A 24,387-nucleotide genomic window follows, 5' to 3' on the forward strand; every position below is an offset into this window, starting at 1 on the left:
GACGTCAGCCTTTGTACCATAAGAGACCTGGATTTGCGGGCTTTCTGTCGCGGCGCGCGCCCCCACCCTTGCCCTGTAGGGCGCGCTGCTCTAAGACGCGCGGCATCATCCGCTTCCCTTCTGCCCTGCTATGAAAAGGTGCTGCTGCCCATGATCCCCCGCTATTCCCGTCCTGAAATGGTTGCCATCTGGTCGCCGGAAACCAAATTCAAGATCTGGTACGAGATCGAGGCCCACGCCTGCGAAGCCATGGCCAATCTGGGTGTGATCCCGCGCGAGAATGCCGACGCGGTATGGAAAGCCAAAGATGTCGAATTCGATGTCGCGCGTATTGATGAGATCGAGGCCGTCACCAAACATGACGTCATCGCCTTTCTGACCCATCTGGCCGAGCATGTCGGATCAGAGGAAGCCCGCTTCGTGCATCAGGGCATGACATCGTCTGACGTGCTGGACACCTGCCTCAACGTGCAGCTGGTGCGCGCCGCCGACATCCTGCTGGGTGGCATGGACAAGGTTCTGGCCGCGCTGAAGAAACGCGCGCTCGAGCACAAGGACACCGTGCGTGTCGGTCGGTCCCACGGGATCCACGCCGAGCCGACCACCATGGGTCTGACCTTCGCCCGTTTCTACGCCGAGATGGACCGCAACAAACAGCGCCTGCAGAACGCCCGCAGCGAAGTCGCCACAGGCGCGATCTCCGGCGCGGTTGGCACCTTTGCCAATATCGACCCCCGCGTTGAAGAACATGTCTGCGAGCAGCTCGGCCTCAGCCCTGAACCGATTTCGACCCAGGTGATCCCGCGCGACCGTCACGCAATGTTCTTTGCCACGCTTGGGGTGATTGCCTCCTCGATTGAAAACATCGCGGTGGAAATCCGCCACATGCAGCGCACCGAAGTGCTGGAGGGGGCCGAGTTCTTCTCCATGGGGCAGAAAGGCTCCTCTGCGATGCCGCATAAGAAGAACCCCGTTCTGACCGAGAACCTCACCGGTCTCGCCCGTTTGGTGCGCATGGCGGTGATCCCGGCGATGGAAAACGTGGCCCTGTGGCATGAGCGCGATATCTCGCACTCCTCCGTTGAGCGCGGCATCGGCCCCGACGCCACCGTGACCCTGGATTTTGCGTTGAACCGTCTGGCAGGCGTCATCGACAAGATGCTGGTCTTCCCGGAGAACATGCTGGACAACATGAATAAATTCCCCGGTCTGGTGATGTCGCAGCGGGTTCTGCTGGCCCTGACGCAGGCGGGTGTCAGCCGCGAGGACGCCTATTCCATGGTGCAGCGCAACGCCCTGAAGGTCTGGGAAGATCGCGTTGATTTCCGTGAACTGCTGTTGGCGGATGCGGATGTGGTCGCCGCCCTTGGCGAAGAGGCGATCAACGAGAAATTCGACATGGGCTATCACACCAAACATGTCGACACGATTTTCAAGCGGGTCTTCGGCGCCTAAGCCGTCGGCGATCTGCACCACAGATCCGGGGCCGTTCTGTCACAGACAGGCGGCCCTTTTTCTTTGGTCACACAGCGCTGGGATCACGTCTCACCGTCTTGTTATCGCGCGGCAGCGATCAACCGTCTAAGGTGAAGCGATCCAACAGGCCGCAGACCTGCGGCGCGCGCGACAAAAGGACGAACTAATGCCTGCCATGCTGACACGTAACGCCACTCATGCCCGCTCTCTGCCCGCATCTGCAATACGCGCCGGCTGCGCCACCCTGCCCGCGCTGGTGCTCTCTGCGGCATTTGCCAGCGGCGCCCTGGCAGCCGGAGGCGGTGACAGCGCCGCGCCAAAGCCAACCAACACCACCAAGACCTGCAAGGGCGCCAAGGTCTGGGATGATCAGAAACAGCGCTGCGTTGCGCCCAAACAATCCTCGCTGGACCCCGACGAGATGTATGATGCGGTGCGCGAACTCGCCTATGCCGGGCGCTATAGCGACGCGCAGGCGGTACTGGCTGCGATGCCTGACCAAACGGATAGCCGGGTGCTGACCTATTGGGGCTTCACCTATCGTAAGCAAGGCTATTCTGAACAGGCGCTGTCCTATTACACTCAGGCCATCGCGCAGGATCCCCAGAACCACCTTGCGCGTTCGTATATGGGTCAAGGTTTTGTAACCGAAGGAAAATATGGACTTGCGCTGGAACAGTGGAAGATCATCCGCGCCACGGGTGGCAGCGACAGCTGGGCCGAAGTCTCCCTGCGCGAGGCTCTTTTGTCCGGGCAGACGCAAAGCTACTGATTTTCAGCATTTATTTACTGCTTGGGCCCTAGATTGGAGACAACAGAAAGAGAATCTTTTTGGCTAGGGCTCATAAATGCAGAATGAAAATGCTTTGGCGCTTCCCATGGCGGCCTCCTCAGATGATTTGGGTGATTTTTCCGCCCCTGCTCCGCTTGGCGGAATGGATTTCGGCGGGGACCTCGGCGGTGATCTGGGAATGGGCGGCATGAGCGGTGGCGCGCTGGATATGCCCGCAATGGGTGGCGGCATGCCCGCCAAATCCAAGCTTAGCGGCAAAGCAAAAGCAGCCATCGTGGTGCGCCTGCTGCTGAATGAAGGTGCGGATATCCCGCTGGAATCCCTGCCCGATGATCTACAGATCGAACTGACACAGCAGATGGGCCGCATGGGGCTGATCGACCGCGACACCCTGCATGAGGTGGCCGGCGAATTTGCCGAAATGCTGGACAATGTCGGGCTGTCCTTTCCCAACGGGCTGGCCGGCGCACTCTCTGCGATGGAGGGCAAGATCAGCCGCCAGACCGCCAGTCGTCTGCGCAAGGAAGCTGGCGTGCGCCAGTTTGGCGACCCGTGGGAGCGTCTGCGCGCCCTACCACCAGAGGATCTCGCCGAGCTGGCTGAGGCCGAAAGCACAGAAGTCGCCGCCGTTCTGCTGTCGAAGCTGGACACCACCAAGGCGGCGCAGATGTTGATCCACCTGCCCGGCCCGGTTGCCCGCCGCATTACCTATGCCGTCAGCCAGACTGCCGCCGTAACCCCGGATACGGTGGATCGCATCGGCCTGTCCCTCGCCGCGCAGATCGAGGCGCGGCCCGAGGTCGCCTTTGACGAGACCCCGGGCCAGCGGATGGGCGCGATCCTGACCCAAGCCGCAGCTGGCAAACGCGATGAGGTGCTGACCGCCCTGGATGAGGAAGATGAGGAATTTGCCGGCGACGTGCGCAAATCGATCTTCACCTATGCGTTGATCGCCCAGCGGGTGAGCCCGGTGGACGTGCCGAAAATCGCCCGTGTTCTGGCGCAGCAGGATCTTGTCACCGCCATCGCCTTTGCCACTGACGAGGAAGATGTCGAAACCAGCGAATTCATGCTCGCCAATATGTCCAGCCGCATGGCCAACAACATCCGCGAAGAGGTGAGCGAGCGCGGCAAGGTCAAGCGCAGTGTCGGAGAAGGCGCCATGAGCACCATCGTCAACGCCCTGCGGGAGCTGGTGAACTCCGGCGAGGTTGAGCTTCGCTCAGCCGAGGAAGACGAAGAAGACTGAGCCTGCAACCCGTCGCCGCTACGACCCCCCGGGGTGATCTCGCCCGGTGTTCATTGCCGCCCGTCATAGCTGTAAGGCGCGTTGGCATGATCTGACCCTCGATCTGACGAGATACGGAGCAGTGGCGGGCGCGGCAGCTGATCCGCGACTGCGCGTCCGAACCACGGCTGATCCGGCCAACGGCGCGCAACACGGACAGCCGCCAGCCACCCGTCGGCTACTGGTCCATAGGTGATACCTAGCCAAACGGCACGCCAGGCCTCTGCCGGTGAGGCGGCTCCGCTAAGGTCAGCCCGCGACTGCGGATCGCCGCCGGGCTTGCTTGTGCCTCTGCGCGCTGCCGTTTATGGTCGCGGTTGATTTTGTCTCTCCAATTGCAGGCCCTCCGGACATGCCCGTCGATCCCTCCACCCTGTCCCCAGGCCGTCGCGCCAGTTACTACGCCAGCAATCTGGCACTGCGTGGCCTGATCGGGGCGCTTCGGCTGATCCCTTATGAAAAGCGTGTTCCGGCAATGGGCTGGGTGATGCGCAAGGCTGCCCCATTGGTGGGGTTTCACAAACGTGTCCGGGATAATCTTGCGCTCACCCGTCCTGAACTGCCGGAGGCGGATGTCGCGCGGCTCTGTGATGAGGTGAGCGACAACGTGGGCCGCGTGGTGGCCGAGCTCTATGCCGGACAGCCCTTCCTTGAGCGCGCCTGGGCGGCACCCGTCTCCGGCCCGGGCCTGCCAGCACTGGAACGCGCCCGCGCCGAGGGGCGACCGGTCATTCTGGTCACCGGGCATTTTGGCAATTACGATGCCGCCCGCGCCAATCTAATCCGGCGTGGCTTTGCCATGGGCGCGCTCTATCGCCGGATGGCCAACCCCTATTTCAACGACCACTACGTGCAGGCGATTGAAAAGACCGGCAAACCGATGTTTGAACAGGGCAAACGCGGCATGATGGAGATGGTCCGTCACCTGAAACAGGGCGGCATCATTGCAATCGTCGCGGATCTGCACGCCCATGGCGGGGTCAATATCGACTTCTTCGGCGAACCTGCCGTGACCTCCATCGTGCCTGCGGAACTGGCGCTGAAATACAAGGCCGCGATGATCCCGGTCTATGCCATTCGCCAGCCCAATGGTCTCGATTTTGAGATTGTCGTGCAGGAGGAGATCGCCCCGTCTGATCCGATCACCATGACCACTACCGTCTGCCAACGGCTGGAAGATCTGGTACGCCAGCACATGGGGCAATGGTTCTGGGTTCATCGCCGCTGGAAACCCTATGTGCCGATCCCGAAATCCCCGCCGAACGGGCCAGGTTCCAGCCCCGGCTGAGAGCGAGGCGCCGCTTAGTTGAGCGTCGCCGCCGCAAGAATAGCGCCGTAGGGTGCCTGCTGAACCAGCAGCGCCGCCGGACGCGTATCGGTCAGCGCCACGGTCAGCTCCAATGTGCCCTGCCCGTCCCAATCCGCCACCCGGTCAATCTGCTCCACCACATTGGCATAGTCCAGCCGTCGACCGGCCAGCTCACCACGAGAGATATCAACCGTTTTCAACGGCGCATAGCGCACCAGTTGGATGGAAATCGGCCCTGACAATAGCGGTGCGGCATCGGCGCGGCGCAGCTGAACCGCGATCCCGCCCGTGCCGCTTTGAGTACTGTCGATGGTGATCGCAACCGGGGTTGGGCGTGCCTGATGCGCGGCGATGGTCTCGCTCAGTTTCATCGCATTGGCCCCAACCACATCGTCCTGACCGTTCACGATCATCTGCGGAGTGTAGACCATCTGACGCCCGCCAACATGGGCGTATCCTTTCTGGCGGCGGGTGTGGGCGGGATCGGCGAACTGATCTTTCCAGCCGATATAATCCCAGTAATCCACGTGCAGCGCCAGCGGCAGCACATCAGGCCGCGCCGTCAGCTGCCGCAGCAACGCATCGGCCGGCGGGCAGGAGGAGCACCCCTGCGAGGTGAACAGCTCCACCACCACCAGATCCGTGGCCGGTCCACCGCTCTGGGCGGCGGCCCCGGTTGGCAGCGTCATCCACACGGCCAGAAAAAGCGATGCGATAAATTTCATGCAACGAACCCTTTTTGCTCTGATCTACCGATGTAGCGGCGCCGGGTTGAAATGACCAATCAATCATTCTTGAGACCGTCGTGCGCAGGGCAATTTGGGGCAAAATGCGACGTTGGTGCAAATTTTGTGTACTATTGCATACAAAAATACCGCCTGCGGCGTTTCAGCTATTGAATGCACGCCCGACCTGTTGCAGATAGCCGGTAGCGAATTCCCTGTATTCACATCCCAGAGGGAGGCCAAACATGCCTATCACCGTCGGACAGGACAATGCCAAGACGCGCCGCAAACTGAGCGCAGGCGGCAAGTCGATCTCCTATTACTCGATCCCCGCCGCCACCGAGGCCGGTCTTGGCGATTTTGCCAAGCTGCCTGCCGCGCTGAAAGTGGTGCTGGAAAATATGCTACGGTTTGAGGACGGCGGCTTCTCCGTCTCCACTGACGATATCAAGGCCTTCGCCGAATGGGGCGCCAATGGCGGCAAGAACCCCCGCGAAATCGCCTATCGTCCGGCCCGCGTGCTGATGCAGGATTTCACCGGCGTTCCCGCTGTTGTGGACCTCGCCGCCATGCGCGACGGGATCAAGGCGCTGGGGGGCGACGCCCAGAAGATCAACCCGCTGAACCCGGTTGATCTGGTCATCGACCACTCGGTCATGATCGACGAGTTCGGCAACCCGCGCGCGTTCCAGATGAACGTTGACCGCGAATACGAACGCAACATGGAGCGCTATCAGTTCCTGAAATGGGGCCAAGGCGCGTTCAACAACTTCCGCGTTGTGCCCCCGGGCACCGGCATCTGCCACCAGGTGAACCTGGAATATCTCGCCCAGACCATCTGGTCGGATGAGGATCAGAACGGCGATATGGTTGCCTACCCTGACACGCTGGTTGGCACCGACAGCCACACCACCATGGTCAACGGCGCGGCCGTTCTGGGCTGGGGTGTTGGCGGCATTGAGGCCGAGGCTGCGATGCTGGGTCAGCCGATTTCCATGCTGATCCCTGAGGTCATCGGCTTTGAGCTGACCGGCGCCATGGTCGAAGGTACCACCGGCACCGACCTCGTGCTGAAGGTTGTGGAAATGCTGCGCGCCAAGGGTGTTGTTGGCAAATTCGTGGAATTCTACGGCAAGGGTCTGGACACGCTGCCGCTGGCAGACCGTGCCACCATCGCCAACATGGCGCCTGAATATGGTGCCACCTGTGGCTTCTTCCCGATCGACGATGAAACAATCCGCTACCTGCGCAACACCGGCCGCGACGAAGATCGTATCGCGCTGGTCGAAGCCTACGCGAAGGAAAACGGCTTCTGGCGCGATGCGGATTACGCCCCGATCTACACAGACACGCTGAGCCTCGACATGGGCACCATCGTGCCTGCGATCTCCGGCCCGAAACGCCCGCAGGACTATGTCGCCCTGACCGGTGCCAAGGCGGCCTTCCAGAAGGAAATGGAAGAGACGTTCAAGCGTCCCATGGGCAAGGAAATCGCCGTCAAAGGCGAAGACTACACCATGGAAAGCGGCAAGGTCGTGATCGCCTCGATCACCTCCTGCACCAACACATCCAACCCCTATGTGATGATCGGTGCGGGCCTTGTGGCGCGCAAGGCCGCCGCATTGGGTCTGGATCGCAAACCCTGGGTCAAAACCTCGCTTGCGCCCGGTTCACAGGTTGTGTCCGCCTATCTGGAGGCCGCAAACCTTCAGGAAGATCTGGACAAGATCGGCTTTAACCTCGTGGGTTATGGCTGCACCACCTGTATCGGCAACTCCGGCCCGATCCAGCAGGAACTGTCCGACGCCATCGCCGAAGGGGATCTGGTCGCGACCTCCGTCCTGTCCGGCAACCGCAACTTCGAAGGCCGTATCAGCCCCGATGTGCGTGCCAACTACCTGGCCTCGCCGCCGCTGGTCGTCGCCTATGCGCTGGCTGGTACCATGGACATCGATCTGGCAACCGATCCGATCGCACAGGATAAGGACGGCAACGACGTCTACCTGAAAGACATCTGGCCGAGCCAGAAGGAGATCGCAGATCTGGTCGAAGCGACCGTGACCCGCGAAGCCTTCCTGTCGAAATATGCCGATGTGTTCAAAGGTGACGAGAAGTGGCAGGCCGTGGAAACCACCGATGCAGAAACCTACGACTGGCCTGCAGCCTCCACCTACATCCAGAACCCGCCCTACTTCCAGGGTATGGGCACGGAGCCGGGCACCATCTCCAACATCAAGGACGCCAAGCCGCTCTTGATCCTTGGCGATATGGTCACCACCGACCACATTTCCCCGGCAGGTTCTTTCGCGACAACCACCCCGGCTGGCCAGTATCTGCTGGACCGTCAGGTGCAACCGCGTGAGTTCAACTCCTACGGCTCGCGTCGTGGCAACCACGAGATCATGATGCGCGGCACCTTTGCCAACATCCGCATCAAGAATGAGATGCTCGACGGTGTCGAAGGCGGCTATACCAAAGGCCCCGATGGCGAACAGACCTCTGTTTACGAGGCCTCTATGGCCTATCAGGAACAGGGCACCCCGCTGGTTGTCTTCGGTGGTGAGCAGTATGGTGCCGGCTCTTCGCGCGACTGGGCGGCCAAGGGCACAGCCCTGCTGGGCGTCAAGGCCGTGATCGCCGAGAGCTTTGAGCGTATTCACCGCTCCAACCTGGTTGGCATGGGCGTCATCCCGTTTGAGTTCACCGGCGGTGATACCCGCAAATCGCTGAACCTCACCGGAGATGAAACCGTCTCGATCCACGGTCTGGACACGATCAAACCTCAGGAAGAGGTCTCCTGCGACATCACCTACGGCGATGGCACAACCAAGACCATCACCCTGAAGTGCCGCATCGATACCGCGCCTGAGATCGAATACATCGAACATGGCGGCGTTCTGCACTACGTGCTGCGCAACCTCGCCAAATCGTAAAAAACCAGCGCAGGTACCCTGCGCGGCAAAGCACAGAAAACGGGCGCCACAGCGGTGCCCGTTTTTGTTTAGGATACGAAAACCCGCTTTCCCCGCACCCGCATGAAGGGCACCTGCGACGCCAATTTCCCTTGCGTCAACTTCCGTCTGGACGACACAGCGTTTACCGGGCTAGCATTCGAGATGATGGTCGACACATCCCGATGCCCTATCTGGATCAGTGATAACAAACATGCCCTGCCACCCCGGCGGTACAGCAACCTCAAACGGACAGCCCGTGACAAATACCCCTGAAAAAGAAGCCGTTATCGTCACCGTGAAAGCGGTGCCCAGCCTGTTCGACGAGTTGGCAGCCGCAACCCAGGCAATGATGCCGGAGACCCGCGAGTTTCCCGGCTGTATCGAGGCACATCTGCTGCTGGCACCGGAGCGCGAAGAGATGGTGATTTTTCAAATCTGGGAAAGCAGCGAAGCCCAGAGCGCCTATCTGACCTGGCGCGCGGAACGGGGCGACTTTGAGCGTCTGGGCGAGTTGATCCACGACGAGCAGATCTTCCGCACCTATACGCTTGGCTGACACCAAAAAGCGGAGCCAAATGCGGCCCCGCTTGAGTATGTTTCCAATCGCTTGCCTTGCGGCATTGGACCCGGATCAGTTCTGCGCGGCACGCTCCAGCGCCGGACGCAGGGTGGTGTCGATCACCCGCTGCGTGATGGGACCGGCAAACCGCAGGATAATGGTCCCCTCCCCGTCGATCACATAGGTTTCCGGCACGCCGTAAACACCCCAGTCCAGCGCCATCCGCCCAGCCTCGTCCCGGCCTATTGCGCGATAGGGGTTGCCCAGTTCCTCTAAGAACCCGACGGCATTGTCTTCCTGATCCTTGTAGTTGACGCCATAGATCGCCAGCCCTTCGCTGGACAATGCGTCAAGGCTCGGATGTTCCACCCGGCAGGGACCGCACCAGCTGGCCCAGAAATTCACCAGTTTCACCGTGCCGTCACGCAGGATGGCATCATCAAATCCGGGATCATCGGCAAAGCTGGTGAGAACCACCGGTGGCGCGGATTGCCCCTCACGGGCAGACGGCAGGCTTTCGGGGTCGTTGCGAAACATGCCAGCAAAGGCCAGTGCAACAAAACTGCCAAAGACCAGCACGGGCAGTGCCATCACAGGGGAGATCTTAGCCACGGGGCGTTCCTCCCGGGCCTTGCATCTGCTGTTCCATCTCCTGCATCTGCTGCCGTACGCGGCGACCACGGGCAAATGTCATCAGCAGCAGAGCCAGCAACAACAGCAGAGACACGGCATAAGAGGACAGCACCTCAACCGCATATTTTCCAAGATCTGGCATCATGCTTGCATCCTTTCCCGCAGCATCAGGGCGCGCATCCGCCGGGCGCGAATTTCCGTTCCGGTACGGTATAGCACCAGCGCCAGAAACAAGAGACCAAAGCCGATCATGCAGACATACAGCGGGTTGGAGAACGCATCCGCCACGTTCTCTTCCTTGTCCAGCGACAGCGAGGCCCCCTGATGCAGCCCCTGGTTCCAGAAATTGACCGCATAGCGGCTGAGCACTGCAAAGACCGACCCCACCAGACACAGGATGGACGTCAGATCTGCGGCGGTATCCGGGTCCTCGATGGCTTCCCACAGGGCGATATAGCCAAGGTAGAACAGGAACAGCACCAGAAATGAGGTCAGTCGTGGATCCCATTCCCACCAGGTGCCCCACATCGGCTGGCCCCAAAGCGCACCGGTGATCAGCGCAATCAGCGTCATGACAACTCCGACCGGGGCCGCAGCCTTCGCCGCCAGTGCGCTGACGTGATGACGCCGTACCACCCAGATCAGCGAGGCGACCAGCATCATGAACCAGGCGTTGATCGCAATCAGCGCCGCAGGCACATGCAGGAAGATGATCTTGACGGTGGATCCCTGACGGTAGTCATCAGGCGTGAAGAAGAACCCCCAGATCAGCCCAACCGTGCACAGCACAGCCGCCGAAACCCACAGCGCAGGCATCACCCGCTCCGAGGTGGTCAGGAACTTCTTTGGATTGGCATATTCCCAGATCGACATAGTGGCTATTTAGCTCTTGCTTGGAGGGATCTCAATTCATTCATCCTAGCGCAAATTGACGCGCAGGACGGCGGCGCTGGCAAAGGGCAGCAGCGCCAGCGTCGCGGCCGAAATACCGGCCAGCATCAACAGCGGTGTTTCCACTGCCATACCGGCTGCGCCCCGCCGCGCGGCCTCCGCCCCGAAGATCAGTGTCGGCACATAAAGCGGCAACACCAAAAGCGACATCAACAGCCCGCCCCGTTTTAACCCGACAGTCAGCGCCGCACCAAAGGTTCCGATCACCGACAGCGCGGGCGTGCCCAGCAGCAGCGAGACCACCAGCCAGAGGAATCCCGCCGTTGGCAGGTTGAGCAGCACCCCCAGCACCGGGGCCGCCAGCACCAGCGGCAGGCTGGTGGTGATCCAATGGGCCAACGCCTTGATCGTCACCACCGCTTCCAGCGGTAGCGGGGCGGTGGCCATCAGATCCAGCGTTCCGTCCTCCCAGTCCAGCGCCAGCAGCCGGTCCAGCGACAACAGACATGCCAACAGCGCGCCCAGCCACAGCACACCGGGGGCAATCCGGCCCAGCAGCTCCGATTGCGGTCCGACGGAAAACGGAACCAGTACCGTCACGATCAGGAAAAACGCCAGCCCCAGACCAAAGCCACCGCCCGCGCGCAGGGCCAGCCGCAGGTCCCGCAGCAACAGCGCCCTCACAGGAAGGCTCCGTCGAAATTATCCAGATCCGGCAGCTTGGCGCGAAACCGGCTGACATCCAGCGTATCGCCATCCAGGCCGAGGTCGATATGGGTGGCAATCAACGCCCCACCGCCGCTGTCCAGATGCCCCTGCACCACGCCCGCGAACTGCTGCACTGACGCGCGATCCAGACTAACGGTCGGCTCATCCAATATCCAGTAGCGCCGCCCGGTGACCATCAGCCGTGCAAGGCCCAGACGTCGTTTCTGACCCGCTGATAAGGCTCCCGCAGGACGATCCCGTAGGCCGCGTAAATCAAAGGCATCCAGCGCGGCATCAATCGCACCTGTGGCAAAGATTGCCGCCCAGAACTGCAGGTTCTCCGCCACCGTCAGCGTCAGCTTGATCCCATCGGCGTGGCCTGCATAGGCGATGTCGTCTTCATCCACGGTCCCGTCAAACGTAATATCCCCTGCCAGTGGCGGTTGCAGCCCGGCGATGGTGCGCAACAGGGTGGTCTTGCCACAGCCGTTCGGCCCCCGCAGGATCAGCGCCCGACCCGGCGTCAGCGCAAAGCTCACGCCTTCCAGCACCGGAACGCCGCCACGCGCGATGCTCAGCCCTGCGATGGTCACTGTCATGAAATCCGCCTACCTCTTTGGTTCCTGTCGAAAAACCCGATCCGGGGCGACCTGTCCTTGCGCAAGATCAAGCCCCGGCTCACAACTGCAGTGTGTCAGACCGCAAGGGCCGCAAGGGCGATCCGGCGCCCCTCGGACAGGAGGACGTTATAGGTGCGGCAGGCCGCGGGAGAGTTCATCGCCTCAACCCCGATCCCGGCCCCTTCCAGCTGCTGACGCAGGCTTGCGGGGATATGCGCGACCTCGGCCCCGGTGCCGATGAACAGCACATCAACCTCACCGACAAGCGCCAATAGCGGGTCAGCGTCCTCATAGCCGCCCCACCCCGTGGTCCCGGTTGCCCCGGTCAGGATATGACCCTGATGCACCTCACCGCCCACGCGAAAGAAACCCGGCCCGTAGCCGTCAATTGGCAGGGCGTCCGTATAGGCAACTTCGTTCAAACGCATGGCGTGCATCCTCTGTTCGTGGTCGGCGGCGGGCGCGTGGTGCTGCGCCCTGCCCGGCTGCATAACATGTTCGCCCCCCTGACAAAACACCAGCCCGGCTGATGCCAATAAAAAGAGGCCGCACCCGTGTGGGATGCGGCCTCTGACATTTGAAATCTGCCCGAAGGCTCAGGCGTCGATATTGGCGAACTGATTGCCTGCGGTGTTCGACGGTTTGGTCCAGTCGCGTTTCACGCCCAGCCACAGCAGGATGGTGGAGGCCACGAAGATCGACGAATAGGTACCGATGATGACGCCCCAGATCATTGCAAAGACAAAGCCCCGGATCACGTCGCCGCCCAGAACATAAAGCGAGATCAGCGCCAGCAATGTAGTCACCGAGGTCATCACCGTCCGGCTGAGGGTTTCGTTGATCGAGATGTTCAGAACCTCGGCCAGCGGCTTCTTCTTGTAGCGGCGCAGGTTCTCGCGAACCCGGTCAAAAACCACCACGGTATCATTAAGCGAATAGCCGACGATGGTCAGCAGCGCCGCGATGATGGCCAGATCGAACTTGATCTGCAGTTCCGAGAACACGCCGATGGTCAGAACGACGTCATGAACAAGCGCCGCGACGGCCCCCAGTGCAAACTGCCATTCGAAGCGCAGCCAGATGTAGATCAGAACCGCGCCAATCGCGAGCGCCACTGCCAGCACCGCCGTCTGCACCAGCTCACCCGAAACCTTGGGACCTACGGATTCCACCGACACAAACTTAATGCCAGGTGCCACCGCATCCAATGCGGCATTCACATCAGCGATCACCTCGCCAGAGATAGACTCGCCATCGGCCTGCGCCTGAATACGCACCATGGCGACATGCTGATCCTCGGCGAATGTCGGATCAAACACCTCGCTGATGGTGATGTCGCCCAGCTCCAGCGGCTCCAGCGCAGCACGATAGGTGCCCACGTCAATCTCCGTGGTGCTTTCGGTACGGATGGTTGTACCGCCCCGGAAGTCGATGCCGAAATTCAGCCCTTGCAAGGCAAAGGAGGCAAAACCGACAACAATCATCAGGGCAGAGATGCCCAGCCACAGTTTCCAGCGCTTGAAGAAATCAAACGAGGTATTTTCGGGAATAAGTTTCAGCCGCATATTATACCTCGATCGTTTTCGGACGACGCCGTTCAAACCACATCACGATGATCACCCGTGTCACAAAGATCGCGGTGAAGACTGAGGTCATGATCCCCAGCCCCAGCGTGATCGCAAAGCCACGCACCGGGCCGGACCCCATGGCGAACAGGATCACCGCCGTGATGAAGGTGGTGATATTGGCATCAAGAATGGCACTCAGCGCCTTAGAGTAGCCCTCGTCAATCGCCCGTGCAGGACCACGACCGGCCTTAAGCTCCTCACGGATCCGTTCAAAGATCAGCACATTGGCATCCACCGCCATACCAACCGTCAGAACGATACCCGCGATCCCCGGCAGGGTCAGCGTCGCACCAATCAGGCTCAGCGCGCCAAAGATAAGCGCAATATTGAGGATCAGCGCGATATTGGCAAAGACCCCGAACAGACCGTAGCTCAGCGCCATGAACACCAGCACCCCGACAAAGGCGACGATGGTCGCAACCTTGCCCGCGTCGATGCTGTCCTGACCCAGTTCCGGGCCGATGGTCCGCTCTTCCAGGAACTCCAGCCCCGCAGGCAGCGCACCTGCACGCAGCAGGATCGCCATATTGGTGCTTTCCTCGATGGTGAAGTTGCCGGTGATAATGCCAGAGCCACCCGGGATATGCGACTGGATCACCGGGGCGGAGACCACCTCCTCATCCAGCACGATGGCAAAGGGCGAACCGATGTTTTCGGCCGTATAATCCCCGAACTTGCGCGCGCCAGTGGTATTGAAGCGGAAGCTGACCGCCGGTCGGCCGTTCTGATCAAACGACGGCTGCGCGTCCACCAGTTCCTCACCGGTCACAACCGGTGCGGCCTCAACGGTGTAGAACACGCCGTCTTCGTCCAGCGACGGCACAACCTTGTTGCCGACACCCGCATTGGCATCGGCGTCCGTGCCGCGCCCTACGACGGGGTTAAAGGTCAGCTGCGCGGTGGTGCCGATAATCTCTTTCAGCTCAGACGCCGACCCGATGCCCGGCACCTGGATCAGGATCCGATCGCTGCCCTGGCGCTGAATGGTCGGCTCACGGGTGCCCACCTCGTCAATCCGGCGGCGGATGATTTCCAGTGCCTGACGCACGGTGCGGTCATCAGATGCCAGCTTCTCCTGCTCGCTCAGCTCCACCGTCAGAATGTCACCGGTCCCGGACACGGTGATATCCGTGGCCCCGGCGCCAGTCAGGCTGGTGATCGGATTGGCCAGACCACGCACAACCTCCAGCGCGCGGGCCATACCCTCAGGCTTGGAGATCTTCAGACGAATCTGCCCTTCCGGTGCCTGCTGGCGGCGAAAGGTGCCAACCTCACCGCGCTCAGGGCGCAGCGCGTCGCGCACTTCGGGCCAGAGCGCATCCATCCGCGCGCCGTAGACGTCGGCCACCTTCACCTCGGCCAGAAGATGCGCGCCACCGCGCAGGTCCAGACCAAGGTTAACCAGCGACGACGGCATGAACGACGGCCATTGGCCCGCCACGTCCAGCCGCGCGGGGCTTTCGCCCTTCGCGATTATTTCGGCGGCGGCGTCATTGGCCTGCTCGACGCGCGTATAAAACGCATTTGGCAGGGCAAGCAAAAGGCCGGTCACACAGACCAGCCAGATGAGAACCCGCTTCCAGAGATCAATTTGCAGCATTGCCCTGCCTTTTCAGTTGGTTAAGCGGGGATACTTACGCTGCCGGCTCGGTCTTGTTCAGAACCTGTGCGATGGTGGATTTGATCACGCGGATTTTGACACCCTCGGCGATTTCCACTTCGATTTCACCGTCTTCCTTGACCTTGGCCACCTTGCCGATGATGCCACCCTGGGTCACCACCTGATCGCCACGGCGCAGCGCTTCGACCATCGATTGATGGGTCTTCAGCTTTTTCTGCTGCGGCCGGATCAGCAGGAAGTACATGATGCCAAAAATCAGAATGAGCGGGAGAAACTGGGCGAGTGCGCCACCATCCATGGGATATTCCTTCTATGTGACAGGCGCTTGTGACGCCCTTAATTTTGCAGGGGAACCTATGCGCTGGCCCGGGGCTTTGCAAGGCTAAGGGGGCCTTATCTGATACCGCAAACGCAGTTGACCCGATGCAGGGGCGGTGAGAGGGTGAAAGCGCATTTTTCAGCAAGGTTATTTTCGTGCTCAACACCTATCTGGCGATTGTCAGCCACCCGCTGTTTTTCACCTTCATTGCGCTGTGTGGCGGGGTCTATGCGCTTCTCTGGGCGACAAGCCTCAAACCCTCCGCGCTCCCGCAACCATTGGTTTGGCTGCGCCGACACTACGTCAGCGCGCTGTTGATCGTGGTTGGTGTACTCTTTGTCCTCGCGATGACATTTTATCTGGTCGAAATCGGGCTGGGCGTGCGTCGCCTTGTCGATCTTCTTGGGAACGAACTTGCCAAAGCAGAACCGCAGGCCGAAGCGCTGCGCTTTCTCGCTCACAGCATCGGCATCTTAGTCGCCATACTTGCAGGCTCCGCCACCGTATTCTTTGCTTCGATCCGAGTGTGGACGAATGAACGGAACACGACGGCCACCGAACAGGGGCTGATCACGGACAGGATCAACAAAGCCGTTGAAGGGTTGGGGGCGGAAAAAACAGTGAAGCAACAAAGGCAGGATTCCGAAGGTGCTTTGCTCTACGAAGATGATGCGAATGGTGAGCCAGATCTAAAAAAACCGATCATGGCGGAAATCACCAAACCAAACATCGAAGTCCGAATTGGGTCGATTTTGGCGCTGGAGAGACTGGCGAAAGAGAATTTGGATTTTCACATCCAGATTATCGAGATCCTCTGCGCCTATGTCCGAAACAATGCGATGTGTGACGATCCTAGCCCCACAGGGAAGCTGGAAAGAGTTCCTTCACTGAGGGACGACATCCAAATGGCCATAAAAGCAATCGGTCGGCGTGGACCGAAGGGAAAACAAGCAGAAGCTTTTCTGCGCTTCAGACTGGACTTGCGAAACTGTAATCTTTCCGGTGCGGACTTCGCTACACGCGATTACTCGGGAGCAATGTTCCACCACAGTCTCATTGAGGGCGCGAACTTTATGAGGGCGAATTTCCAAGGCGCTGAGTTAAACTACTGCACTCTAAACTATTCGAGATTTCTCGATTGTGATCTGACAGGCGCGATCCTCGTACATGCGACACTTAACCAACCGGTCGGTTCACTTCACTCCAATCATCTTGGATGGGCAACTCTGCGGGGGCTTGATGTCTCAGGTGCTGATTTATCAGGTGTATTCAACCTCGGCGACAATATCCAGATGAATACGATTTTCGGCACGAGTGATACCAAACTTCACGAACGCTACACTCGGCCAAACAGAAATGGCAGCATTTCTGAACTTAGGATGGAATTGGAGTATGCAAAAGATGACGGAGAATCCGAACGCGCCGATGACCTGTCACGTAAATTGTCTGAAAAAGGATTTAGATCTTGGTCACCATATAGTTCTGACGACGGTGTAACCCACTCTCTCTACAACGACCTAATGATCAAACTGGACCTCTGCCACTTCCCTTTTCATGGAAGACACAAATGAGCGAATAACTTCGCCAATCACTAGCGCCCTCTTCCCCTTCCCGCCCCCATCCGGCATATGCTGGCGGCACTGATTCAACGCTTTAGGAGCACCCCCATGCATGACATCCGCGCGATCCGCGAAAACCCTGCCGCTTTTGACGCCGCTTTGGCGCGGCGTGGGGATGCGGCGATGTCCTCTGACATCCTGGCGCTGGATGAATCCCGCCGGGCCAAAATCCAGGCGGCTGAAACCGCGCAGGCCGATCAGAACAAGGCAGCCAAGGCCATTGGTGCGGCCAAGGCCAAGGGGGACGATGCCGAATTCGAACGCCTGCGCGCAGAGGTGGCCGGCAAGAAAGCCGAAGTCGCCGCCCTGCAAACCGAGGCCAAGGAGCTGGACGCCAAGCTCACCGACGTGCTGGCGCGCATCCCCAACCTGCCCGCCGAGGACGTGCCGCAGGGCGCGGATGAAGACGACAATGTCGAGGTCAGCAAATGGGGCGCAATCCCCAATTTCGCCTTTGACCCGAAAGAGCATTTTGACATCAAAGGCGTCTCTGCCGCGATGGACTTTGAGACTGCGGCGAAGATCTCCGGCGCGCGCTTTGTGCTGCTGAAGGGCGCCGTGGCCCGCATCCACCGTGCGCTAGCGCAGTTCATGGTCGACACCCATGTGGATGAGAACGGCCTGACCGAGGTGAACTCCCCGGTTCTGGTGCGCGATGAGGCGATGTATGGCACCGATAAGCTGCCGAAATTCGGCGATGACAGCTATCAGACCACCAATGGCTGGTGGCTGGTGCCCACCTCCGAGGTGCCGCTGACCTATTCCGTTGCGGGCGACACGCTTGATGAGGCCGCCCTGCCGATCCGCATGACCGCGCATACGCTGTGTTTCCGCTCCGAGGCGGGCAGCGCTGGCAAAGACACCTCCGGCATGCTGCGTCAGCACCAGTTCGAGAAGGTCGAAATGGTCTCTGTCGTGCATCCGACCAAATCCGACGATGAACAGAAGCGTATGCTGCGCTGCGCCGAGGGGATCCTTGAAAAACTGGGCATCCCCTATCGCACCGTGGTGCTGTGCACCGGTGACATGGGCTTTGGCGCGCGCCGCACCTTTGACATCGAGGCCTGGGTGCCCGGTCAGAACACCTACCGCGAGATTTCTTCGGTCTCTACCACCGGTGATTTCCAGGCCCGCCGCATGAACGCCCGGTTCAAACCCGCGGACGGTGGCAAGCCGGAATATCTGCACACGCTGAACGGCTCCGGCCTTGCGGTAGGCCGTTGCCTGATTGCGGTGTTGGAAAACGGCCAGCAGGAAGACGGATCCGTCAAACTGCCCGAGGTTCTGGCGCCCTATCTGGGCGGACACCTGACCCTGACGGCGGCAGGTGATCTGGTTTAATAACCATACCCAACATCTTAATAAGAAGTAAAAAACCGACGCCTCACAGCGTCGGTTTTCTTTGTTCACAGCACAGTGTCCCGGCGGCGCTATTTCTTTTTCTTCCCCTTCGCAGGAACGCTCGGCTCCCCCTGCTTCTTGGTCATCGGCTTCTTTACTCCGTCCTTCTTGGCGGAGACCTTCTTGGTCGGCTCTTTCCTGGATGGATCTTTCTTGCCGCTGTCTTTCTTGGGCGCCTCTTTCTTCGGGTTATGCTTAGCCTCAAGGATGGCCTTCGCCTTGGCCTTTTCCTTTTCAATCGCGCGTTTGGCCTTTGCCTTCACCCGCTTGGCCTTCGCCTTGGCTTTCACCTTTGCGGCGGCAAATTCCTCGGCAAGGGCGGCGGCTTTCCTGGCGGATTTCTTCGCTTTCAGAACCGCTTTCTCCGCCTTGGCCTCTGCCGCACGACGGGCGGCCTCGGCAGCGGCCAGCGCGGAACTGAGTTTATCGGCCTCGGCGCGGTCGGCAGGTTGCTCCGGCGTTGCGCCATTCGGCGCTGTCGGTGCGGCACCATTGGCGCGGCGGGCGGGTTGGCCACGCTCCGGGCTGGCCTCTGCTTGCGCCTTCTGTGCCTCTGCGGACAGTCGCGCCGCACGCAGCTTGCCGATCCTGGGGATCTTACTCAGCTCCTCTGGCGATTTTCCAGCCACAGCCTCGATCGTGGCGTAGCCGTTTTCCGATAAGATCCGGGCCAGCGCGGGGCCGACACCGGGAAGTTTGGCGATAGATGTCATGAAGGCTCCTGCGTGTTGGTTTGCCCAGTGGCCGTGACCAGTGTCCCCGGCGCATTAGCTGGCGGGAATGGCACCAGCCGCTGCTGATCCTCGTCCCAAAGCTTTAGCCCCATGGCGCGGATCGCCTCGCCAAATTTGATCCGGCGCGGTGCAATCTCCGGCGGCAGGTTGTGGTGGCAGCGGCGCAGCCGGTAACTGGGAATGCGGGCGTTAAAATGGTGAATATCATGAAGCGTGATATTGGCGACTGCAAAGTCAAAAAACCAGCCAAAATCGAGGCAGGATGATCCCTGAAGCGCCGCAACCTGCGGGTTGAGGTCAGGCCGGCGATCCCAATAAGTGTCCTCGAAATTGTGCTGCAGATAAACCAGGAACACGCCGATCATGCCCCCCAAAAAGGAAAACCCAAGCCAGACCAGGACACCGGTCGTACCCGCGATGGCGTAGAGCAGCACAAGCAGCAGCACGATCACTACATTGTGCAGCACCACCCCCAAGACACCAAAGCGCAGCGTGTTCTTCGGCCAGCGGTAGCGGATGAAATAGGTGAACGCTGCCCCCAACGGCACCAGCACAAGGGGGTTGCGATACAGCCGATAAGCCAGTCGCTGTGCCCAGCCTGCCGCCTGCCATTCGCGCAGCGTCATGGTGTGGATCTCACCGGACTCGCGGTGTTCCAGATTACCAACATAGGCATGATGCTCATTGTGGTTCTGTTTCATCACCTCAAACGGGGCAAAGGTGAAGGGCGACAGCACATGACCGGCAACTTCATTCTGGATCCGGGTTTCAAACAGCGAATGATGCCCGGTGTCATGTTGCAGCACGTATAGCCGCACCGCCGCAAAGGCAAACACGCCCCCCGCAGGCAGCGTCAGATACCAGATCTCGGCGTAGCGGATCGCAACCGTCAGCGACAGGAAGTAGACTGCAAATGTCCCGAAATAGCTGAGTGCAGCCAGCCGGTTGTCCTTGTCACAATATGTCCGCGTATATGCTCTCAAATCCATGGGATGTTCCCTAGAGATGCAGTGTGACGCCACGATGACGCGACCCTCAGGTGATATGTCACCAAGCGCGCGGCGCCCCGACGCCACTGTTAATATCCCGGTCATGGCCATACCGCGCCTAACAAACTTGGCAACAGCCCACCGGCATTTCAATAAATTACAGTGAAGCCTAGCAAGGCCAATGGCTTGCGGTCAAATTCTACGTAGTCAGCGCAGGCGCAAACCCGCGCTTGCCATGAAAAAAGGCAGCCTCCAACATGGAAAGCTGCCTCTTGTCATTCTTGGAGCAGGCACCTGCGCGCTTAGTTGCGGCGGCCTTCCAGATGTTTGCGCAGCTTCGACGGCGGCGCCTTTTTCTTGCCCTTGTAGGGGTTCTTGTCCGACTGCGAGCGCAGCGTCAGACGGATCGGCGAGCCCGGCATATCAAAGTCCTGCCGCAACCCGTTGACCAGATAACGATTGTAACTCTCGGGCATCTTGTCGGGATGCGAACACATCACCACAAAGCCCGGCGGACGGGTCTTGGCCTGGGTCATATAGCGCAGCTTGATCCGCTTGCCCTGCGGGGCTGGCGGCGGGTGCTGTTCCAGCATCCCCGTCAGCCAGCGGTTCAGCGCAGCTGTTGGTATCCGGCGGTTCCAGACGTCATAGGCACGCATGATGGCGGCGTGCAGCCGGTCCAGCCCCTTGCCGGTTTTGGCCGACACGGTGATCAGCGGCGCGCCGCGCAACTGCGGCAGAAGCCGGTCAAAAGCTTCCTTGAGGTTGCGCAGTTTCTCCTGCTTTTCGTCCTCAATGTCCCATTTGTTCACCGCGACCACCACCGCGCGACCTTCGCGCTCGGCCAGATCGGCAATGCGCAGATCCTGCTGTTCAAACGGAATTGCCGCGTCCAGCAGGACCACCACAACCTCGGCAAACTTTACCGCGCGCAGGCCGTCGGACACGGAGAGCTTCTCCAGCTTTTCCTGCACCTTGGCCTTCTTGCGCATACCCGCGGTATCGAAGATCCGCATGGGCACATCCTGCCAGTCGATCTGTAGCGAGATCGCATCGCGGGTGATCCCGGCCTCGGGCCCGGTCAGCAGACGGTCCTCACCGAGGATCTTGTTGATCAGCGTGGATTTACCCGCATTCGGACGCCCAACAACAGCAACCTGCAACGGTTTGTTGCGGGTTGGCATCGGCACCGACAGATCTTCTTCGTCATCGTCTTCGTCCAGAGCGACGTCAATCTCTGGGCTGTCATCCTTAGCGCGTTCTTCGAACTCATCCGCCAAGGGCATCAGCTGCGAATAAAGATCGTTCAGACCTTCGCCATGCTCACCGGACAGGCGGATCGGCTCTCCCAGACCCAACCCCCAGGCGTCCAGCACACCGGCATCAGCGGCGTTGCCCTCGGCCTTGTTGGCAGCCAGAATCACATGGGCGGATTTCTTGCGCAGGATTTCCGCAAACATCTGGTCGATGGGCGTTACGCCAACGCGTGCATCAATCATGAACAGGCAAACGTCGGCCATATCAACGGCCCGCTCGGTCAGGCGGCGCATCCGCCCTTCCAGCGAGTTGTCGGTGGCATCTTCCAGACCGGCGGTGTCCACCACGGTAAAGCGCAGATCGCCGAGACGCGCTTCCCCTTCGCGCAGATCGCGCGTGACGCCGGGCTGGTCATCCACCAGCGCCAGCCGCTTGCCGACGAGACGATTGAACAATGTGGATTTGCCCACATTCGGGCGGCCCACAATAGCGAGGGTAAAAGACATCAGACCAACTTTCTGCGATTCAGACGCGCCCCATAGCGCATCTGCGCGCGCCCTGCCAGAGCACATCGCTGCGTAAATCTCTCCTACCGCATCAAAGCGCTATCGGAAAGCGTGCAATTCACCCTTGGTGGAGACAACATAAAGCGTCCCATTCGCCACAACGGGCGCGGTGCTGGCGCCGCCGGGCACCGCCACACTGCGCAGCAGTGCGCCGCTTTCGGGGCTGAAGAAGCGCAACAGCCCGTCGTTGGACGCAACCACCACCTGACCACCGGCCAGAACCGGCCCGTGATGGGCCACCACCGCGCCGCGTTTACGGGGTTTATCCTTGAGGTATCCGGGCAGGTTCGTGGCCCAGATTGCATCACCACTGTCAGCATCCAGCCGCACCAATTGGCCAAGGTCGCTGATCAGGAACACATTGCCCGCAACCGCCCAGACCGGATCCACCGCGCCATGAGGGGCCGTCCACAAACGATCTCCGGAACCAAGGTCAAAAGCCGCCGTGCGCCCCGACTGGTTGCCGACATACATCCGGTTGCCGGACACGACGGGCGCGCCGGTGACATCGCTGATGCGGGAAATTGTCCGGCCAATCCGCTTGCCCGCAACCGAGGCATTCCAGCGCCGCAGACCACCTTTGCGGAAGGTCGCGGTCAGGTCGCCCGAGCCAAAGGCAAAGATCGCCAGATCAGATGTGACCGCAGGCGCCGGTGCGCCCAGAATGTTCGACGGGCTGGGTGTGGCCTGAACCTGCCAGGCAATGCGGCCATCCTTGGCGTGGACCGCCCAGCCGGTATCATCCCCCGCCACCAGATAGACCAGACCGTCGCGCACAGTAGGCTGACCGGAGCCGGTGGCCTCCAGCTCCTGCCGCCAGATGGTTGCACCGCTGGCCGCATCAAGAGCGGTCAGCACGCCATAGCCGGAAGACACATAGAGCACGCCACCATCATAGGCCAAGCCGCCACCGGTTGCCTGCCCTGAACTGTCAGACGCAGGCAGCAGCTCGCTTTGCCACTGCAACGCCCCTGCCGGGCTGACGGCCGAAACCTTGGCGCCACTGTCCAGCGTGTAGATGCGACCATCGCCCACAACCGGTGTGGCGGTGATGCGCTGGCGGCGGCTGTCCCCGTCGCCGATGGAGGTGGACCAGATCGCGTTTGGCGCAGCGGCCAGCGCCGGATGTGCGGGACGCAGCCCTTCGACACCCGGCCCTTGTGGCCAGCTGGCATTGTTGCGTGTTGCAGGCAGCGCAATGGCGCGGGTCTCATTACTGACAACCGTGACGCTGTCATCGCGCAAATCCAGACGCTCGCCGCGCAGGATGACCTCAGGCTCGGCGCAGGCGGACAGGATCAACGCCACTGCGGTTCCCGTCAGAATGCCCCTCGCGCTCCAAAAGCTTGTTACTGCCATCATTGCCCTGCCCCATTACTGCACTTTTACTGCACGTTTGTCGTGGCGCCCATCGGCGCCGAATTGATCTTAGCCTTCTGTCGCCGACACCGGCTCCAGCGCTCCCCCAAGCGCCACAATCACTTGCGAAGCACGGTCTTTCAAGTCCGAGGTGACACCGGCGGAGGCAATAATCTCCTGCAACCGCGAAATGGCGGCGTCTGTGTTATCCTCTTCGATATCAATCAGTGCCAGCTGTTCCTGTGCCAGCAGCGCCAGCGGCGCGCCCGGCTGGGCCAGCGCCTCGAACTGAATCCGGCGATCTGCCGCGGGCAGGCTCTCCTGCTGCAGGCCAAGCGCCTTGAACGTCGCGATGTGACGATAGATCAGTGGCATTTCCCCGTTGCGCGCAACCGCATTCAGCCGTTCAACAGCCGCCGCACGGTCTCCGGCATCCGCCAAAGCACCCGCCTGCAACAGCTTCAAAACGGTATCGCCACCTGCGGTCTCAGCGGTGATCGCATCCAGGGCCGTCGCCCGTGCCGCACTGTCATCACTGTCCAGCGCCGCAATCATCTGATCGCCAAGCGCCTGGGATGCCGCTTCGGTCTGGGCCCGGTTATATTCGCGCAAGGCGGCGCCACCAACGATCAGCACCACCGCAATGCCGCCAATCCAGCCATAACGTTTGAGCATCTTGAACAGGCGATCGCGGCGGACCTCTTCTGTCACCTCATCGATAAAGCTGTCGGTGTCGCTCATGAAAATGCCCCTGGCAGATCCCGCAACCGCCCCCGCAGTCGCCGGAAAGTTTCCTGTGTTCTGCTTCTCTTACAGTGCAACCGATGCCAAGCCAAGTGGCCCTGATACCCCGGTATGGGCACAAACCGCTCCAAAAAGGCAAAAAATGTGAACTGAACTACAGAGTTTAGTATGGACAATACTTATATCGCCCATAT

The 24,387-nt window shown here is 60.4% G+C and carries 23 protein-coding genes; 8 read left to right on the forward strand and 15 right to left on the reverse strand.

The window, feature by feature from the left end; genetic code table 11:
* Nucleotides 1-150: 150 nt before the first annotated feature.
* From purB to J4721_RS06610, 4 genes are all read left to right on the forward strand, one after another.
* The gene (gene purB / locus J4721_RS06595; RefSeq protein ID WP_014880249.1) at nucleotides 151-1,455 is read left to right on the forward strand and encodes an adenylosuccinate lyase; all 1,305 of its coding nucleotides are present in this window, start codon (nucleotides 151-153) and stop codon (nucleotides 1,453-1,455) included.
* Between the two features lie 187 nt (nucleotides 1,456-1,642).
* Complete coding sequence (locus J4721_RS06600) at nucleotides 1,643-2,248, forward strand: tetratricopeptide repeat protein (RefSeq protein ID WP_061047784.1); 606 nt, start codon at nucleotides 1,643-1,645, stop codon at nucleotides 2,246-2,248.
* Between the two features lie 76 nt (nucleotides 2,249-2,324).
* Nucleotides 2,325-3,518, forward strand: coding sequence for a flagellar motor switch protein FliG (locus tag J4721_RS06605; protein ID WP_014874903.1), 1,194 nt, complete (start codon nucleotides 2,325-2,327; stop codon nucleotides 3,516-3,518).
* Nucleotides 3,519-3,909: 391 nt separating this feature from the next.
* Nucleotides 3,910-4,845, forward strand: coding sequence for a lysophospholipid acyltransferase family protein (locus tag J4721_RS06610; protein ID WP_211002440.1), 936 nt, complete (start codon nucleotides 3,910-3,912; stop codon nucleotides 4,843-4,845).
* 14 nt (nucleotides 4,846-4,859) lie between these two features.
* Here the strand turns inward: J4721_RS06610 and J4721_RS06615 are convergent, their stop codons facing one another.
* Nucleotides 4,860-5,591, reverse strand: coding sequence for a thioredoxin family protein (locus J4721_RS06615; protein ID WP_211002439.1), 732 nt, complete (start codon nucleotides 5,589-5,591; stop codon nucleotides 4,860-4,862).
* 245 nt (nucleotides 5,592-5,836) lie between these two features.
* Here J4721_RS06615 and acnA point away from each other — a divergent pair, with 245 nt between their 5' ends.
* Nucleotides 5,837-8,524 carry an aconitate hydratase AcnA gene (gene acnA / locus J4721_RS06620; RefSeq protein ID WP_014874906.1) on the forward strand — a complete coding sequence of 896 codons (2,688 nt, stop codon included), beginning with the start codon at nucleotides 5,837-5,839 and terminating at the stop codon, nucleotides 8,522-8,524.
* A 277-nt stretch (nucleotides 8,525-8,801) separates the two neighbouring features.
* Nucleotides 8,802-9,101, forward strand: coding sequence for a putative quinol monooxygenase (locus J4721_RS06625; protein ID WP_254659188.1), 300 nt, complete (start codon nucleotides 8,802-8,804; stop codon nucleotides 9,099-9,101).
* A 75-nt stretch (nucleotides 9,102-9,176) separates the two neighbouring features.
* Here the strand turns inward: J4721_RS06625 and J4721_RS06630 are convergent, their stop codons facing one another.
* The 9 genes from J4721_RS06630 to yajC all read right to left on the reverse strand — a co-directional run bounded on the left by J4721_RS06630 (nucleotide 9,177) and on the right by yajC (nucleotide 15,503).
* Complete coding sequence (locus J4721_RS06630; RefSeq protein WP_211002438.1) at nucleotides 9,177-9,716, reverse strand: DsbE family thiol:disulfide interchange protein; 540 nt, start codon at nucleotides 9,714-9,716, stop codon at nucleotides 9,177-9,179.
* Nucleotides 9,709-9,882, reverse strand: a complete 174-nt coding sequence (ccmD, locus tag J4721_RS06635; protein ID WP_199536260.1) for a heme exporter protein CcmD — start codon at nucleotides 9,880-9,882, stop codon at nucleotides 9,709-9,711. Before ccmD ends, J4721_RS06630 begins: the two co-directional genes overlap by 8 nt.
* Entirely contained in the window at nucleotides 9,879-10,610 is a 732-nt protein-coding gene (locus J4721_RS06640) for a heme ABC transporter permease (RefSeq protein ID WP_102849245.1), read from the reverse strand. The genes ccmD and J4721_RS06640 overlap by 4 nt, the downstream gene beginning before the upstream one ends.
* Nucleotides 10,611-10,655: 45 nt before the next feature.
* Nucleotides 10,656-11,312, reverse strand: a complete 657-nt coding sequence (gene ccmB, locus J4721_RS06645) for a heme exporter protein CcmB (protein WP_014874911.1) — start codon at nucleotides 11,310-11,312, stop codon at nucleotides 10,656-10,658.
* Complete coding sequence (ccmA, locus tag J4721_RS06650; protein ID WP_211002437.1) at nucleotides 11,309-11,935, reverse strand: heme ABC exporter ATP-binding protein CcmA; 627 nt, start codon at nucleotides 11,933-11,935, stop codon at nucleotides 11,309-11,311. The genes ccmB and ccmA overlap by 4 nt, the downstream gene beginning before the upstream one ends.
* 95 nt (nucleotides 11,936-12,030) lie before the next feature.
* Nucleotides 12,031-12,384: an Mth938-like domain-containing protein gene (locus J4721_RS06655; protein WP_014880259.1), complete on the reverse strand. Its 354-nt coding sequence runs from the start codon at nucleotides 12,382-12,384 to the stop codon at nucleotides 12,031-12,033.
* A gap of 168 nt (nucleotides 12,385-12,552) precedes the next feature.
* Nucleotides 12,553-13,521: a protein translocase subunit SecF gene (gene secF / locus J4721_RS06660; RefSeq protein WP_014874914.1), complete on the reverse strand. Its 969-nt coding sequence runs from the start codon at nucleotides 13,519-13,521 to the stop codon at nucleotides 12,553-12,555.
* Nucleotide 13,522: 1 nt separating this feature from the next.
* Nucleotides 13,523-15,184, reverse strand: coding sequence for a protein translocase subunit SecD (gene secD / locus J4721_RS06665; RefSeq protein WP_027247154.1), 1,662 nt, complete (start codon nucleotides 15,182-15,184; stop codon nucleotides 13,523-13,525).
* Nucleotides 15,185-15,218: 34 nt separating this feature from the next.
* Nucleotides 15,219-15,503, reverse strand: a complete 285-nt coding sequence (yajC, locus tag J4721_RS06670) for a preprotein translocase subunit YajC (RefSeq protein ID WP_014874916.1) — start codon at nucleotides 15,501-15,503, stop codon at nucleotides 15,219-15,221.
* Between the two features lie 176 nt (nucleotides 15,504-15,679).
* On the opposite strand from yajC, the gene J4721_RS19895 reads away from it, so the two are divergent.
* Together J4721_RS19895 and serS are read left to right on the forward strand one after the other, a co-directional pair.
* Nucleotides 15,680-17,095 carry a pentapeptide repeat-containing protein gene (locus tag J4721_RS19895; RefSeq protein WP_211002436.1) on the forward strand — a complete coding sequence of 472 codons (1,416 nt, stop codon included), beginning with the start codon at nucleotides 15,680-15,682 and terminating at the stop codon, nucleotides 17,093-17,095.
* Nucleotides 17,096-17,191: 96 nt separating this feature from the next.
* Nucleotides 17,192-18,484 (forward strand): serine--tRNA ligase, encoded by a 1,293-nt coding sequence (serS, locus tag J4721_RS06680; RefSeq protein WP_102883568.1) that lies wholly within the window; start codon nucleotides 17,192-17,194, stop codon nucleotides 18,482-18,484.
* 89 nt (nucleotides 18,485-18,573) lie between these two features.
* Here the strand turns inward: serS and J4721_RS06685 are convergent, their stop codons facing one another.
* The 5 genes from J4721_RS06685 to J4721_RS06705 form a co-directional block, all read right to left on the reverse strand.
* Nucleotides 18,574-19,257: a helix-hairpin-helix domain-containing protein gene (locus J4721_RS06685; protein ID WP_211002435.1), complete on the reverse strand. Its 684-nt coding sequence runs from the start codon at nucleotides 19,255-19,257 to the stop codon at nucleotides 18,574-18,576.
* The gene (locus J4721_RS06690) at nucleotides 19,254-20,267 is read right to left on the reverse strand and encodes a fatty acid desaturase (RefSeq protein WP_211002434.1); all 1,014 of its coding nucleotides are present in this window, start codon (nucleotides 20,265-20,267) and stop codon (nucleotides 19,254-19,256) included. Before J4721_RS06690 ends, J4721_RS06685 begins: the two co-directional genes overlap by 4 nt.
* Nucleotides 20,268-20,569: 302 nt before the next feature.
* A complete protein-coding gene (gene der, locus J4721_RS06695) occupies nucleotides 20,570-22,030 on the reverse strand; it encodes a ribosome biogenesis GTPase Der (protein WP_027247149.1) in 1,461 nt (486 codons plus the stop codon).
* A 99-nt stretch (nucleotides 22,031-22,129) separates the two neighbouring features.
* Nucleotides 22,130-23,452 (reverse strand): PQQ-like beta-propeller repeat protein, encoded by a 1,323-nt coding sequence (locus J4721_RS06700; protein WP_211002433.1) that lies wholly within the window; start codon nucleotides 23,450-23,452, stop codon nucleotides 22,130-22,132.
* Between the two features lie 66 nt (nucleotides 23,453-23,518).
* On the reverse strand, nucleotides 23,519-24,190 hold the full coding sequence (locus J4721_RS06705; protein WP_014880268.1) for a tetratricopeptide repeat protein: 672 nt from the start codon (nucleotides 24,188-24,190) through the stop codon (nucleotides 23,519-23,521).
* Between the last annotated feature and the right edge of the window lie 197 nt (nucleotides 24,191-24,387).

The organism is Phaeobacter sp. HS011, assembly GCF_018101215.1.
Lineage (GTDB): Bacteria > Pseudomonadota > Alphaproteobacteria > Rhodobacterales > Rhodobacteraceae > Phaeobacter > Phaeobacter inhibens.

Coding starts and splice junctions, on each gene's coding strand:
- purB (WP_014880249.1), top strand. CDS start 151: ATGATCCCCCGCTATTCCCGTCCTGAAATGGTTGCCATCTGGTCGCCG.
- J4721_RS06600 (WP_061047784.1), top strand. CDS start 1,643: ATGCCTGCCATGCTGACACGTAACGCCACTCATGCCCGCTCTCTGCCC.
- J4721_RS06605 (WP_014874903.1), top strand. CDS start 2,325: ATGCAGAATGAAAATGCTTTGGCGCTTCCCATGGCGGCCTCCTCAGAT.
- J4721_RS06610 (WP_211002440.1), top strand. CDS start 3,910: ATGCCCGTCGATCCCTCCACCCTGTCCCCAGGCCGTCGCGCCAGTTAC.
- J4721_RS06615 (WP_211002439.1), bottom strand. CDS start 5,591: ATGAAATTTATCGCATCGCTTTTTCTGGCCGTGTGGATGACGCTGCCA.
- acnA (WP_014874906.1), top strand. CDS start 5,837: ATGCCTATCACCGTCGGACAGGACAATGCCAAGACGCGCCGCAAACTG.
- ccmD (WP_199536260.1), bottom strand. CDS start 9,882: ATGATGCCAGATCTTGGAAAATATGCGGTTGAGGTGCTGTCCTCTTAT.
- J4721_RS06640 (WP_102849245.1), bottom strand. CDS start 10,610: ATGTCGATCTGGGAATATGCCAATCCAAAGAAGTTCCTGACCACCTCG.
- ccmA (WP_211002437.1), bottom strand. CDS start 11,935: ATGACAGTGACCATCGCAGGGCTGAGCATCGCGCGTGGCGGCGTTCCG.
- J4721_RS06655 (WP_014880259.1), bottom strand. CDS start 12,384: ATGCGTTTGAACGAAGTTGCCTATACGGACGCCCTGCCAATTGACGGC.
- secF (WP_014874914.1), bottom strand. CDS start 13,521: ATGCGGCTGAAACTTATTCCCGAAAATACCTCGTTTGATTTCTTCAAG.
- secD (WP_027247154.1), bottom strand. CDS start 15,184: ATGCTGCAAATTGATCTCTGGAAGCGGGTTCTCATCTGGCTGGTCTGT.
- yajC (WP_014874916.1), bottom strand. CDS start 15,503: ATGGATGGTGGCGCACTCGCCCAGTTTCTCCCGCTCATTCTGATTTTT.
- serS (WP_102883568.1), top strand. CDS start 17,192: ATGCATGACATCCGCGCGATCCGCGAAAACCCTGCCGCTTTTGACGCC.
- J4721_RS06685 (WP_211002435.1), bottom strand. CDS start 19,257: ATGACATCTATCGCCAAACTTCCCGGTGTCGGCCCCGCGCTGGCCCGG.
- J4721_RS06690 (WP_211002434.1), bottom strand. CDS start 20,267: ATGGATTTGAGAGCATATACGCGGACATATTGTGACAAGGACAACCGG.
- der (WP_027247149.1), bottom strand. CDS start 22,030: ATGTCTTTTACCCTCGCTATTGTGGGCCGCCCGAATGTGGGCAAATCC.
- J4721_RS06700 (WP_211002433.1), bottom strand. CDS start 23,452: ATGATGGCAGTAACAAGCTTTTGGAGCGCGAGGGGCATTCTGACGGGA.
- J4721_RS06705 (WP_014880268.1), bottom strand. CDS start 24,190: ATGAGCGACACCGACAGCTTTATCGATGAGGTGACAGAAGAGGTCCGC.